Origin of the sequence: Micromonospora sp. LOL_013 (assembly GCF_048060315.1) — a bacterium.
Lineage (GTDB): Bacteria > Actinomycetota > Actinomycetes > Mycobacteriales > Micromonosporaceae > Micromonospora_E.
Genome location: NZ_JBHMIQ010000051.1, coordinates 1 through 13,342, shown reverse-complemented (window position 1 = coordinate 13,342; position 13,342 = coordinate 1). Strand labels below are relative to the sequence as shown.

10 protein-coding genes are annotated in these 13,342 nt (G+C 68.9%); 8 read left to right on the top strand and 2 right to left on the bottom strand.

Annotated elements, in window-relative coordinates:
* Window positions 1-299 precede the first annotated feature (299 nt).
* Complete coding sequence (locus ACFHWS_RS26010; RefSeq protein WP_416552748.1) at window positions 300-1,283, bottom strand: LacI family DNA-binding transcriptional regulator; 984 nt, start codon at window positions 1,281-1,283, stop codon at window positions 300-302.
* Between the two features lie 642 nt (window positions 1,284-1,925).
* Here ACFHWS_RS26010 and ACFHWS_RS26005 point away from each other — a divergent pair.
* The 7 genes from ACFHWS_RS26005 to araA all read left to right on the top strand — a co-directional run bounded on the left by ACFHWS_RS26005 (window position 1,926) and on the right by araA (window position 10,766).
* Window positions 1,926-2,903 carry an ABC transporter substrate-binding protein gene (locus ACFHWS_RS26005; protein WP_416552418.1) on the top strand — a complete coding sequence of 326 codons (978 nt, stop codon included), beginning with the start codon at window positions 1,926-1,928 and terminating at the stop codon, window positions 2,901-2,903.
* Window positions 2,904-3,039: 136 nt separating this feature from the next.
* Window positions 3,040-4,566 (top strand): sugar ABC transporter ATP-binding protein, encoded by a 1,527-nt coding sequence (locus ACFHWS_RS26000; RefSeq protein WP_416552420.1) that lies wholly within the window; start codon window positions 3,040-3,042, stop codon window positions 4,564-4,566.
* Window positions 4,563-5,711 (top strand): ABC transporter permease, encoded by a 1,149-nt coding sequence (locus tag ACFHWS_RS25995; protein WP_416552422.1) that lies wholly within the window; start codon window positions 4,563-4,565, stop codon window positions 5,709-5,711. Before ACFHWS_RS26000 ends, ACFHWS_RS25995 begins: the two co-directional genes overlap by 4 nt.
* A complete protein-coding gene (yjfF, locus tag ACFHWS_RS25990; RefSeq protein ID WP_416552424.1) occupies window positions 5,708-6,730 on the top strand; it encodes a galactofuranose ABC transporter, permease protein YjfF in 1,023 nt (340 codons plus the stop codon). Before ACFHWS_RS25995 ends, yjfF begins: the two co-directional genes overlap by 4 nt.
* A 43-nt stretch (window positions 6,731-6,773) precedes the next feature.
* The gene (gene araB / locus ACFHWS_RS25985; protein ID WP_416552426.1) at window positions 6,774-8,456 is read left to right on the top strand and encodes a ribulokinase; all 1,683 of its coding nucleotides are present in this window, start codon (window positions 6,774-6,776) and stop codon (window positions 8,454-8,456) included.
* Window positions 8,456-9,193 (top strand): L-ribulose-5-phosphate 4-epimerase, encoded by a 738-nt coding sequence (locus ACFHWS_RS25980; RefSeq protein ID WP_416569304.1) that lies wholly within the window; start codon window positions 8,456-8,458, stop codon window positions 9,191-9,193. Before araB ends, ACFHWS_RS25980 begins: the two co-directional genes overlap by 1 nt.
* A gap of 76 nt (window positions 9,194-9,269) precedes the next feature.
* On the top strand, window positions 9,270-10,766 hold the full coding sequence (gene araA, locus ACFHWS_RS25975) for an L-arabinose isomerase (RefSeq protein WP_416569303.1): 1,497 nt from the start codon (window positions 9,270-9,272) through the stop codon (window positions 10,764-10,766).
* Between the two features lie 573 nt (window positions 10,767-11,339).
* Here araA and ACFHWS_RS25970 read toward each other — a convergent pair.
* On the bottom strand, window positions 11,340-11,768 hold the full coding sequence (locus ACFHWS_RS25970; protein ID WP_416569302.1) for a DivIVA domain-containing protein: 429 nt from the start codon (window positions 11,766-11,768) through the stop codon (window positions 11,340-11,342).
* Between the two features lie 341 nt (window positions 11,769-12,109).
* Here ACFHWS_RS25970 and ACFHWS_RS25965 point away from each other — a divergent pair, with 341 nt between their 5' ends.
* Window positions 12,110-12,382: a winged helix-turn-helix domain-containing protein gene (locus ACFHWS_RS25965; protein WP_416569301.1), complete on the top strand. Its 273-nt coding sequence runs from the start codon at window positions 12,110-12,112 to the stop codon at window positions 12,380-12,382.
* The last annotated feature ends 960 nt before the right edge of the window (window positions 12,383-13,342 follow it).

Genomic DNA, 13,342 nt, shown 5'->3' with positions numbered 1-13,342 from the left:
GGGCGATGGGGTGCCGGGACGCTGGGCGGTGCACCGGGCACGGCGGGCGGCCGCTGGCCATGCGACCCCGTCACGCTGTCGGGTTGCTGCAGCTATCGGTGGCACTGTGAGTCGCAGTGTTATCGCTCACAAGATCGCTGTCAAGAGCCCTTACGCGATCCTGAGGAAACCGATGCGAAACCATCGACCGACTTCGCCGGCGGCTCCACCGGGGCCACCCCGACTCTGCTGTCGGATGATGTTTCCGCAGCTCACGGACTTGACGTGAGTGTGCCGCGAGCTCGGCTCGGCGGGCCGGTTCAGCCGGGTGCGGCGACGCTGCGCCGGTGCACCAGGGCCGGCTCGATGGTGTGCCGCTCGTCGCTGCGTGCGCCCGACTCAATTTGCCGCAGCAGTAGCGCCAGGCTCGCCTTGGCCACCGCGTCGAAATCCGGCCGGACAGTGGTCAGCGGTGGGGTGAAGTAGGCGGCCTCCGGCACGTCGTCGAAGCCAACGATGCTGACCTCGTCCGGCACCCGCCGACCCCGCTCGCTCAGCGCCCGCAGGATGCCCAGCGCGAGATGGTCGTTGGCGGCGAAGATGGCGGTGACGTCGCGCATCCGGGCAAGCATCTGTCCGGCCCGGTAGCCGGACGCTGCACTCCAGTCGGCCGGCACCAGCGGCGGCACCTCGGCGCCGGCATCCCGAAGGGTCTGCTCCCAGCCGTGGATCCGTCCGGCGCTGTCGAACCAGTCGCCTGGGCCGGAGACATGCCAGACGGTGGGGTGACCCGCGTCCAGCAGACACTGGGTGGCGGCCCGGGCTCCGGCCGCCTGGTCGACGGTGATCAGCGCGGTGTTGCGCTGCGGATCACCGTCGATGGTGACCAGCGGCACCCCGGCCGGCACTTGTTCCACGGCTTCGCCAGCAGAGACCACTGGTGCGATCACTACCAGGCCGGCGACCCGCTGGTCGAGGTGGCGGTCGACGACGCCGGCGATGGACTGCCGGTCCAGGCTGCGGACGCTGCCAACGTTGACCGCGAACCCGGCGGCCCCGGCGGCCTGCTCGAATGCGGCAAGTAGGGACGCTGGACCGTAGAGCGTCGAGTTCTGCGCCACCACTCCGATCACCTGTGACTTGCCGGTGACCAAGGCACGAGCCGCCCGGTTCGGCCGGTAGCCCAGCTCGGCGATGGCGGCCCGGACTCGCAGCCGGGTCTGCTCACGCACGTTGGGGTGGCCGTTGAGCACCCGGGACACCGTTTGGTGGCTTACCCCGGCCAGCCTGGCCACATCCGTCATCGCCGGTTCCCGGACGCTTCTGCTACTCACCGCTGCCCACCTCAAGTCCGGCCGGGACGTGCCGGCACTGCCGATGATCTTCAGACCCGGCATGGTGCCAGGGCCGCGGAGCTGGACCGGCCGGGTGGGCCGGGCTTGTCCTTCGGTGCCCCTGCCAGTTCCGTCAACAGCGAGGTTAGCGGTCACCTACCGCGACCCGCCATGGGCTGGCAGTGAGCCGAGGGGACAACCTGGTCCCATCGATCCGGCAGCGGTGCCCCACTGCGGCGGGCACCCGACCGGATACTGTCGCTGCGACTGTTGTCGATGTTATCGCTCATCCGACCGCCCAACTCAACTCGGTGCTGCCGAGGGCGGTTGTCGCAACGGAGCGGTAACGGCCGCGATCCACCCCCTTGACGTGCTTGATGAGAACGGTAACACTCCTGAAACGCGGCGGTTGGGCTCCAGTCGTCGATGGCATCCCCACCAGTCTGGCCACCTGGGAAGGGTGTCGATGGGTCGGAAGCTCGGCGCATGCCGGGGGTTTGGCCAGGACGTAAAGTTAACGCTAACAATCGGTCCATCGCATACGTGGGCCGTTCTTGACCGCGGGTCGTCCGGCCAACCGGCGGACGACATCAGCCTCAGCGGGAGGTAGGCATGTTCAGACGTTTATCCGCCGTCATGATCGCGGCGATGATGGTGGCGACCACCGCCGCCTGTGGTGACTCGGGTACGGAGGGAGGCGGCAGCAGTGACGACCAGATCGTCCTCGGCTTCTCCCAGGTCGGCGCCGAGAGTGGCTGGCGTACCGCGAACACCAAGTCGGTCCAGGAGTCCGCGGCCGAGGCCGGGGTCGAGCTGAAGTTCGCCGACGCCCAGCAGAAGCAGGAAAACCAGATCAAGGCGATTCGCAACTTCATCGCCCAGCGGGTCGATGTGATCGCCTTCTCTCCGGTCGTGGAGTCCGGGTGGGACACCGTGCTCAAGGAGGCCAAGGACGCCGGGATCCCGGTGATCCTGACCGACCGCGCGGTGGACTCGCAGGACGAGACGCTCTACGAGACCTTCATCGGCTCCGACTTCGTCCTCGAGGGCCGGCTCTCCGGCGAGTGGCTGGTCGAGGAGTTCGCCGACGAGTCGGGCCCGGTCCGGATCGTCGAGCTGCAGGGCACCACCGGCTCGGCCCCGGCCAATGACCGCAAGCAGGGCTTCGGCGAGGCGATCGCCGCCGACCCGAAGTTCGAGATCATCGCGTCGCAGACCGGTGAGTTCACCCGGGCCAAGGGCAAGGAGGTCATGGAGGCCTTCCTCCAGGCCCACGACGACATCGACGTGCTCTTCGCGCACAACGACGACATGGGGCTCGGCGCGATCGAGGCGATCGAGGCCGCCGGTCTGGTGCCCGGCCAGGACATCACGATCATCACGATCGACGCGGTCCGCGACGGCATGCAGGCGCTCGCCGACGGCAAGATCAACTTTATCGCGGAGTGCAGCCCGCTGCTCGGGCCACAGCTGATGGAGCTGGTCGAGCAGGTGCACGCCGGTGAGTCGGTGCCCAGGCGGGTGGTCACCGAGGAGACCACCTTCACCCAGGAAGAGGCCAAGGAAGCACTGCCCACCCGGCAGTACTGAGCCGGACCGTCGTCCCGCCCGGCCACCGCGCCGGGCGGGACGACGAGGCAGGTGCCGGCCGCCGGCCCGGTCGGCCCCGCAAAGCGCCGACCGGGCCGGCGGTGGCCGGCCGCAGCGACAGCAGTGAGAGGTACGGATGACCGACGCGGCGCCGATCCTGGAGATGACCGGGATCGGCAAGACCTTCCCCGGCGTCGTCGCGCTCGACGACGTCGACTTCCGGATGTTCCCCGGCGAGGTGCACGCCCTGATGGGCGAGAACGGCGCTGGCAAGTCCACCCTGATCAAGGTTCTCACCGGGGTCTACGGAATCGACCGCGGTGAGATCCGTCTCGGCGGCCGGCAGGCCCGGTTCGCCGGCCCGCTACAGGCCCAGCAGTCCGGTGTCAGCACCGTCTACCAGGAGGTGAACCTCTGCCCCAACCTGTCGGTGGCAGAAAACATCTTCATCGGCCGGGAACCGCGCCGGTTCGGCGCGATCAGGTGGGCCACGATGCGGCGACGCTCGGCCGAGCTGCTGCACCGGCTGCACCTCGACATCGACGTGACGGCGCCGCTGTCCAGCCACTCGCTCGCCGTACAGCAGATGGTCGCCATCGCCCGTGCGGTGGACATCTCGGCCAAGGTGCTCATCCTCGACGAGCCGACCTCCAGCCTGGACGCCTCCGAGGTGGAACAGTTGTTCGCGGTGATTCGCCAGCTCAAGGAGTCCGGCGTGGCGATCCTGTTCGTCTCGCACTTCCTCGACCAGGTCTACGAGATCGCCGACCGGATGACCGTGCTGCGCAACGGCCGGTTGATTGGTGAGTGGCCGGTCGAACAGCTGAGCCAGCTGGAGCTGGTGGCCAGAATGATCGGCAAGGACCTCAGCGTCCTGGAGCAGCTCGACGGCGAGTCCAAGCCGGACCTGGCCACCCTGGAGGGTGGCCAGCCGGTGCTGGAGGCCACCGGACTCGGCCGGTCCGGGGCGATCGCCCCGTTCGACCTGACCATCCACGCCGGCGAGGTGGTCGGCTTCGCCGGGCTGCTCGGCTCGGGCCGCACCGAGGCGGCCCGACTGCTGTTCGGCGCCGACCGCGCGGAGCGGGGCCGGGTGAGCATCGCCGGCAAGCCGACCGCGCTGCGCGGCCCGCGCGCCGGGATGGCCAACGGCATCGCCTTCTGCTCCGAGAACCGGCGGGCCGAGGGCGTCGTCGAGGACCTGACCGTACGGGAGAATCTGGTCCTCGCCATGCAGGCCGCCCGGGGGTGGGCCCGACCGATCCCGCGTCGCCGCCAGGACGAGCTGGTCGCCAAGTACATCGCCGCGCTGCAGATCCGCCCGGCCGACCCGGAGCTGCCGATCCGCAACCTGTCCGGCGGCAACCAGCAGAAGGTGCTGCTGGCCCGCTGGCTGATCACCGAGCCCAAGCTGCTCATCGTCGACGAACCGACCCGGGGGATCGACGTCGGTGCCAAGGCGGAGATCCAGCGCCTGGTGGTCGAGCTGGCCGGCGGCGGCATGGCGGTGCTGTTCATCAGCGCCGAGCTGGAGGAGGTCCTCCGGCTCAGCCACAAGATCGCGGTACTGCGGGACCGGCAGATGATCGACCAGCTCGCCAACGGCGCGGGCGTCGACGTGGACCGGATCATGCGGACCATCGCCGGGGAGGCGGCAGCATGAGCGACACGCATCGACGACTGACCGGCCTGGTCCGGCAGCGGCTGTTCTGGCCGGTGCTGATCCTGGTGGTGCTGCTGGTCAGCAACCTGTTCTTCACTCCGAGCTTCTTCTCCATCACGGTTCGCGACGGGCACCTGTACGGGTCGTTGATCGACATCCTGCGGGCCAGCACCCCGCTGGTCCTGGTCGCCGTCGGGATGACCGTGGTCATCGCCACCGGCGGCATCGACCTGTCCGTCGGCTCGGTGATGGCCATCTCCGGCGCGCTCGCCTGCCTGCACATCAGCGGTCTGGCCGACCAGAACAGCGTCACCGGCGTGCTGTTCGCCGTCCTCCTCGCGCTCGGGCTGTCGGTGCTGCTCGGCCTCTGGAACGGCACCCTGGTCGCCGCGATCGGCATCCAGCCGATCATCGCCACCCTGATCCTCATGGTGGCCGGCCGAGGGCTGGCCCAGCTGATCACCGACGGGCAGATCATCAACGTCAACTCGTCGCCGTACAAGGTGATCGGTGCCGGCTACGCGCTCACCCTGCCGGTATCGGTGCTCATCGTCGTCGCGGTGGTCACCGCCGCGGCGCTGCTGATCCGGCGCAGCGCGCTCGGCATGCTGGTCGAGTCGGTCGGCGGCAACCCGACCGCCAGCCGACTGGCCGGCATCCGCGCCCGGCAACTCGTCATCCTGGCGTACGTCTTCGCCGGACTCTGCGCCGGCATTGCCGGGATCATCTTCAGCTCGAACGTCTCCAGCGCCGACGGCAACAACGCCGGCAACCTGATCGAGCTCGACGCGATCCTCGCCGTCGTCATCGGCGGTACCGCGCTCACCGGCGGCCGGTTCTCCCTCGCCGGCAGCGTCCTCGGCGCGGTGATCATCAAGGCGCTGGACATCACCATCTACACCATCGGCATCCCCAGCGAGGCGACGCTGCTGTTCAAGGCGGTCGTGGTCATCGTGCTGTGCCTGGCCCAGTCGTCGGCGTTCCGCGCCCGGATCTCCGGCCTCGGTCGCGGCGGCGCAGGACGGGGCGGGCCGCCCCGGCCACCCGGATCCCCACCCGGGCAGCGGCGTGGCGAATCCACCGGCGACGGACAGCCACGGCAGGTCGAACCGGCGGGACAGACAGCGGCGGAGGCAACGGCATGATCGACGTCAGCGACCCCCGGCAGGCGACGGCCACCGCGCCGACGCCGACCGCTCGCACCCGGCGCTACTGGCCGCAGCAACGGCACCTGCCGGTCGCGGCCACCCTCACCCTACTGGCCACCATGTACGGGCTCGGCGCGCTCAACTACACCGGGTTCGCCCAGCCGCAGATCCTGCTGAACGTCTTCGTCGACAACGCCTTCCTGCTGGTCGTCGCGGTCGGGATGACCTTCGTGATCCTCACCGGCGGCATCGACCTGTCGGTCGGCGCGGTGGTCGCCCTGACCACCGTCTGCGCCGCCGTGCTGCTGCGCGAGGGCTGGCCGGCCGGTGTGGTGCTGCCGTTGGTCCTGCTCATCGGCACCACGCTCGGGCTGCTGATGGGCCTGATCATCCACTTCTTCGAAATCCAGCCGTTCATCGTGACCCTCGCCGGGATGTTCTTCGCCCGTGGGCTCTGCCACCTGATCACCAGCGACTCGATCCCGATCACCGACGCGTTCTGGACCGCGGCGGCGCAACAGCGGATCCGTTTCGGCGACGGCTACTTCATCTCGATCAGCGTGGTCATCGCGCTCCTCGTGGCGCTGACTGCGGCGTACGTCCTGGCGTACACGCCCTTCGGGCGCAAGGTGTACGCCATCGGCGGTAACCCCCAGTCGGCGTTGCTGATGGGCCTGCCGGTCGGGCGTACCCGGATCGCCGTCTACACCATCAGCGGGTTCTGCGCGGCGCTCGGCGGGGTGCTGCTCAGCTTCTACATGCTCTCCGGCTACAGCCTGCACGCCCAGGGAATGGAACTCGACGCGATCGCCGCGGTGGTGATCGGCGGCACGCTGCTGACCGGCGGATCGGGGTACCTGCTCGGCACCGTCCTCGGCGTCGGGGTGCTCGGTCTCATCCAGACGATCATCGCCTTCCAGGCGAATCTGAGTTCCTGGTGGACGAAGATCGTCATCGGGGTGCTGCTGTTCGCCTTCATCATCCTGCAACGCCTGGTCACCCGGCGGGGCAGATGACTCACCATAGTGGCCAGGCCAGAATCCACCACAGGGAGAACGGGTGAACACCGACCAGTACACCATCGGCATCGACTTCGGCACCCTGTCCGGGCGGGCCGTCGTGGTCCGGGTCGCCGACGGCGCCGAGACAGGCTCGGCGGTGCACGAGTACCGCAACGCCGTCATCGACCGGGCCCTGCCCACCAGCGGCAAACCGCTGCCGCCTGACTGGGCGTTGCAGGATCCGGAGGACTACCGGGACGTGCTGCGCCACGCCGTGCCGGCGGCACTCGCCGACGCCGGCGTGGCCTCGGCGCAGGTGATCGGCATCGCCACCGACTTCACCGCGTGCACCGTGCTGCCGACCCTGGCCGACGGCACCCCGCTGTGCCAGCTGCCCGAGCTGGCCGACCGGCCGCACGCCTGGCCGAAGCTGTGGAAGCACCACTCGGCGCAGCCGCAGGCCGACCGGATCAACGCCCTCGCCCACCAGCGCGGCGAGCCGTGGATCGGCCGGTACGGCGGCAAGATCTCCGCCGAGTGGCAGTTCGCCAAGGCGCTGCAGGTGCTGGAGGAGGACCCGGAGGTCTACTCCCGTACCGAGCGATGGATCGAAGCCGCCGACTGGATCATCTGGCAGCTGTGCGGCGCCGAGACCCGTAACGCCTGCACCGCCGGCTACAAGGGCATCCACCAGGACGGCCGGTACCCGGACCCGGCGTACCTGGCCGCGCTGCACCCCGACTTCGCCGACTTCGCGGCCACCCGGCTGGAGCATCCGATCCTGCCGCTGGGCGCCCGGGCCGGCGGGCTGACCGCCGAGGCCGCCGGCTGGACCGGGCTGCCGGCCGGCATCGCGGTCGCCGTCGGCAACGTCGACGCGCACGTCACCCCGCCGGCGGCCGGCGCGGTCGCCCCCGGGCAGCTGCTCGCCGTGATGGGCACCTCCACCTGCCACGTGATGAACGGCACCGACCTGGTCGAGGTCCCGGGCATCTGCGGCGTCGTCGACGGCGGCATCACCGCGGGGGCGTACGGCTACGAGGCCGGCCAGTCCGGCGTCGGCGACATCTTCGCCTGGTTCGTCGACAACGGCGTACCACCAACGGTGCACGACGAGGCGGCGCGTCTCGGGCTCAGCGTGCACGACCTGCTCACCCGGCAGGCCGCCGAGCAGCCGGTCGGCGGGCACGGGCTGGTCGCCCTGGACTGGCACAGCGGCAACCGGTCGGTCCTGGTCGACCACCACCTGTCCGGGCTGATCGTCGGGCTGACCCTGGCCACCCGCCCGGACGAGATTTACCGGGCGCTGATCGAGTCGACCGCGTTCGGCACCCGGACGATCGTGGAGACGTTCGAGCGCGCCGGGCTGCCGGTGACCGAGTTCGTCGTCGCCGGCGGGTTGAAACGAAACAAGCTGATCATGCAGATCTACGCCGACGTGCTGCGCCGGCCGGTCAGCGTGGCCACCTCCGACCAGGCGCCGGCGCTCGGCTCGGCGATCCACGCGGCGGTCGCCGCCGGGGCGTACCCGGACGTGGTCACCGCCGCCGGGGCGATGGGCGCGGTGGAGACCGCCGTCTACCGCCCCGACCCCGACCGGGCCGCCGGCTACGACCGGCTGTACGCCGAGTACCAGCTGCTGCACGACCACTTCGGCACCGGTGCCGACAAGGCGATGCACCGGCTGCGGGACATCCGCAACGCCGCGCTCGCCCGCTCCGACCGGGAGGTTTCCGCCTGATGAGCACCACCGCCCGCGCAACGACCGCCGGTTCCGCAACGACCGCCGGCTCCGCAACCGACGTCGCGGCCGCCGACGTCGCGGCCGAGGTCACCCGGCTGCGTGCCGAGGTGTGCCGGCTGCACGAGCACCTGACCCGCTGGGGGCTGGTCACCTGGACCAGCGGCAACGTCTCGGCCCGGGTACCCGGCGCCGACCTGCTGGTGATCAAGCCGTCCGGGGTCAGCTACGACGAACTCACCCCGGCGCACATGGTCGTCACCGATCTCGACGGCACGCTGGTCGAGGGCGACTACGCGCCGTCGAGCGACACCGAGGCACACGCGTACGTCTACCGGCACATGCCGTCCGTCGGCGGGGTGGTGCACACGCACAGCCCGTACGCCACCGCCTGGTCGGCACGCGGCGAACCGATCCCGTGCGCGGTGACCGCGATGGCCGACGAGTTCGGCGGCGAGATCCCGGTCGGGCCGTTCGCGTTGATCGGCTCCGACGCGATCGGCCGGGGCATCGTTGCGACGCTCACCGACCACCGGTCACCGGCGGTGCTGATGCGCCAGCACGGCCCGTTCACCATCGGCGCGACCGCGAAGGCAGCGGTGAAGGCGGCGGTGATGTGTGAGGACGTGGCCCGCACCATCCACCTGGCCCGCCAGCTCGGTCCGGTCGAGCCGCTGCCGCAGGCAGCGGTCGATGCGCTGTACGAGCGTTACCAGAACGTGTACGGCCAGCGGTGAACCGCAGCCGGCAGAGATTGTCCAGATGGGACCGAGAAGTGTGGCATAGGGGGGATCCGTGGTGATGGAGGCATCGATGCGGTCGGCGCAGGTGTGGTTCCTGACCGGCAGCCAAGGGCTGTACGGTCCGGAGACGTTGCAGCAGGTGGCTGAGCAGTCCCAGGAGATCGCCCGGCGGTTGGACGCCGCCGACGGGCTGCCGGTCAAGATCGTCTGGCGGCCGGTGCTGACCAGCCCGGAGGATATCCTGCGGGTCTGCCTCGCCGCCAACGCCGAACCCGGCGTGGTCGGGGTGGTCGCCTGGATGCACACGTTCTCCCCGGCAAAGATGTGGATCAGCGGCCTGGACGCGCTGCGCAAGCCGTTGCTGCACCTGCACACCCAGGCGAACGTGACGCTGCCGTGGGCCGAGATCGACATGGATTTCATGAACCTGAACCAGGCCGCGCACGGCGACCGCGAGTTCGGCTACGTGCAGACCCGGCTCGGGGTGGCCCGCAAGACCGTCGCCGGCCACGTCAGCGACCCCCGGGTCGTCGGCCGGATCGCCGGCTGGGCGCGGGCCGCGATCGGCCACACCGAGCTGCGGTCGCTGAAACTCGCCCGGTTCGGCGACAACATGCGCAACGTCGCGGTCACCGAAGGTGACAAGGTGGAGGCGCAGGTCCGGTTCGGCGTCTCGGTCAACACGTACGGGGTGAACGAACTCGTCGAGGCGGTCGACGCGGTACCGGACCCCGACGTCAAGGTGCTGGTCGACGAGTACGAGCAGCGGTACCGGGTGGACCCGGCGCTGCGGGCCGGCGGCGACCGGCACGACTCGCTGCGCTACGCCGCACGCATCGAACTGGGTCTGCGCGGCTTCCTGACCGAGGGCGGCTTCCGGGCCTTCACCACCAACTTCGAGGACCTGGGCGGGCTGCGGCAGCTGCCCGGTCTTGCGGTGCAGCGGCTGATGGCCGACGGCTACGGCTTCGGCGGTGAAGGCGACTGGAAGACCGCCGTACTGGTACGCACCCTCAAGGCGATGTCCGTCGGCACCTCCGGTGGTACGTCGTTCATGGAGGACTACACCTACGACCTGACCCTTGGCCAGGAGCTCATCCTCGGCGCGCACATGCTGGAGGTCTGCCCGAGCATCGCCGCCGACACCCCGTCGTGTGAGATCCACCCGCTGAGCATCGGCAGCCGGGAGGACCCGGTCCGGTTGGTCTTCGACGCCGCACCCGGCCGGGCCGTCGTGCTCGGCATGGTCGACCTGGGCGAACGGTTCCGCCTGGTGGCCAACGAGATAGAGGTCGTGCCGCCGGCACAGCCGTTGCCGAAGCTGCCGGTGGCCCGGGCGGTGTGGCGCCCCGAGCCGGACCTGCCGACGTCGGCCGAGGCGTGGCTGACCGCCGGCGGCCCGCACCACACCGTCCTCTCCCAGGCCGTCGGGGTGGACGAGTTGCACGATCTGGCCGAGATGACCGGCACCGAACTGGCGGTCATCGACGCCGACACGACGGTCCGGCGGTTCGCCGCCGAGCTGCGCTGGAGCCAGGCGTACCACCGGCTCGCCCGCGGCTTCTGACCTGCTGGTCCCGCTGCCCGGGTGCTGGCGCCCCGGGCAGCGGGGCGGGTGGCTGCCCGGATCAGTGGCGATCGGCGTCGGGCACGTCGTGCGGCTCCAGGGCAGGTCGTCGAGGGGCTCCAAGCTGTCCAGGGCTGGAAGCTGGACCGCCGGGCTTTAGACGACCCGTAGCGTTAGTGGACCCTCGGGACACAACGATAGAGACCTCAGCACCGAGTGCTTCGGACGTACAGACACAGTGCGTCCGGGGTGTCAACCTGTCCGTGTTCGATCTGAGAGATCCGCGCCTGGCTTACCCGAGGGCTGCGTCAACCCCAGCCTGGGCAAGCCCAGCCGGACTTGCGCATCTCGGCCAGCTCATGCCTACGGATGTGGCCGAGGTTCTCAGCGCGAATCGTGGCTCGCCCCTCCTCTTCCGTGCGGTCGACCAGGTACTGCTCGTAGCGACCTTCGGCAATCGGGATCTTCGCCTGGTGACAGCGGTTCCGAAACGGGATCCGTGACAGGGGCAGTCCCCGGTCTGCTTGGCATCGTCGAACGCCGCCAGGTGACGGGGTGCGGGGGGCGGGTCGGTCACGACTGCCTCGCGTACCGGGCGGGGGTACCGCCGCCGGTCCAGGCGTGCAGGTTCATGGTGGTCTGCGCGGCGCGGGCCTGGCTGGTCTGCCAGCGGCGGAGCGCGTCCTTGATGCGGTCGTTCTGCTCGTAGGTGCGGTCGAGTTCGGCGTAGACGATGCCGAGGTCGTGGGCGATCCGTTCGAGGAAGGCGGCGACTTCGCCGGGGTCCAGGCCCCGGCCGCCGCCGCGCCGCGGGATTGTCGGGAAGCGGTGGGCGCGGATCTGCCAAGGGCGGATCGGCCGGTACGCGGTGGGTCGCTGGTTGCGGCTGCGACCATCGGGTACGTGGTAGACGCCGCTGCCCGCCGGCCAGTCACGCGGTGGGGTGGTGGCCATCTTGCGGCGTTGCCAGCGCAGTCGCCAGCGTCGCCAAAGCTCTCGCATCACGTGTTCCTCCCCATTGTTCACTCCTGGTGCCGATCAGGCGGTGTCGTGGATGGGTCTGGACGGGGGGCGGCCCTGCCGCTTGCCGATCCCGGCGGGGCCACCCGCACCCTAATCGCCGCAGCCCTCCTTGGCAGTACGGCGACCAGGGCAAACCTTCGGGGCCGGGACGCCCAACGGCGTGACTCGCTACACGCCCCGACCGGAGGTGAGCGCCCCAAGCTGCCGTGCAAGGAGTGCTCGCGTCAAAACATAGGCGCCTAAGCCGCCTATGTCAATGAATCCTTGTCGCGGTCACGTGTCTCGTGATCGAATCGGGTTGCCGTGCAAGGAGACTCCAAATGCCTACGCAGCCCGACTATGTCCGCATTTCGGACGCCTACGCCGCAGCGATCGTCAGCGGCCGGCTCAAGCCAGGGGAGAAGCTGCCCTCGATCGCCGAGATGAGCAAGCGCTACACGGTCGGTGCCACGACCATCAAGATGGTCCTCGTGCGGCTGGAAGCGCGCCGGCTGGTCCGCCGCCACCAGGGCAAAGGCACCTTCGTCGAGCCCTGCGACCGATGGCTACTGCCCGACGGTGACGATGATGACGAGCCAGATTTCGAGATCTGAGGGTTGCGGCGTAGTGGCAGGTCACCTGGCTTCCTGGCATCCAATCGTCACTAACCAGCCCACCCCAGCGGCTGGTAGTCGGGCAAGTGACAAGGAGTGTCGGGAGGGCGGACTTTCGTGGCGGGTCAGCCTCGTGGCTGTCGCTGGCGGCCGCACCGACTGGGGTCTGCCGCTGCGGCTCATGGCTACTTCGTGGATCGGCCAACTAGGACCGCCTAGTCGCGAACCACAGGAGACTGTCGGATACTTGACAGATCGCGATTTTCAACCTATTATGTGACTAATATTCGCCTATGCCCAGGGCTAACGCTAATCGATCTTGAATTGGGAATTGATGATCAGAAGAGGGTTAGCTTCGTTACTGTGTGCAGTTGTCGCCGCACTTGTCGTGTTGTTGAGTTCCGGTGCGGCAACCGCAGTGGAGCGAGTGGATCCAGTCGCCGTAGTAGACAAGGTCTACGCGTCAGTCGATCCAGAGGTCGAATATGAAGAGTTGTCTGTCAGGGGAGCGGGCAGCATTCGATAGCCGCATGCTTGTGAAAACGGTCCAGTTTAGGACCACTGCTTTGGCTCCGGTCGACCGGGAAATTCTTCAACAAATGAGGCATGAGAATCCCGCGATCTCCGCATGTTGGCTTGGCCAAGCTACCGGAAGTTCTACGTCGTTGGCAGGAAATACCCTCTACACCTTCTGGGTGGTTGGTACCTGGTGTAACTCGGGCAGTACTGTTACCAGCGCGACCTACGACTATGCCGATGGGGAGACTAAGTCGATAGGCTGGCGTCATGCTGGCGTTCAATCTCACGGTAGCGGCATCGTTAGCAACACTGCTCGAATTTGGGCTAAGCAACGGTTTATTTTGGGAGTCGGCGGCTGGGACGTGCAGACGGTCGACGAGTGAGCCTTTGCGAGTAACGGTCCGCGACTGGGTGTAGTGCCGGTACTCGGCTCAGGTGGTT

Bases quoted from the DNA above. Each gene is read 5' to 3' on its own strand.
- ACFHWS_RS26010 (WP_416552748.1), bottom strand. From the start codon at position 1,283: ATGACGGATGTGGCCAGGCTGGCCGGGGTAAGCCACCAAACGGTGTCC.
- ACFHWS_RS26005 (WP_416552418.1), top strand. From the start codon at position 1,926: ATGTTCAGACGTTTATCCGCCGTCATGATCGCGGCGATGATGGTGGCG.
- ACFHWS_RS26000 (WP_416552420.1), top strand. From the start codon at position 3,040: ATGACCGACGCGGCGCCGATCCTGGAGATGACCGGGATCGGCAAGACC.
- ACFHWS_RS25995 (WP_416552422.1), top strand. From the start codon at position 4,563: ATGAGCGACACGCATCGACGACTGACCGGCCTGGTCCGGCAGCGGCTG.
- yjfF (WP_416552424.1), top strand. From the start codon at position 5,708: ATGATCGACGTCAGCGACCCCCGGCAGGCGACGGCCACCGCGCCGACG.
- ACFHWS_RS25980 (WP_416569304.1), top strand. From the start codon at position 8,456: ATGAGCACCACCGCCCGCGCAACGACCGCCGGTTCCGCAACGACCGCC.
- araA (WP_416569303.1), top strand. From the start codon at position 9,270: ATGCGGTCGGCGCAGGTGTGGTTCCTGACCGGCAGCCAAGGGCTGTAC.
- ACFHWS_RS25970 (WP_416569302.1), bottom strand. From the start codon at position 11,768: ATGCGAGAGCTTTGGCGACGCTGGCGACTGCGCTGGCAACGCCGCAAG.
- ACFHWS_RS25965 (WP_416569301.1), top strand. From the start codon at position 12,110: ATGCCTACGCAGCCCGACTATGTCCGCATTTCGGACGCCTACGCCGCA.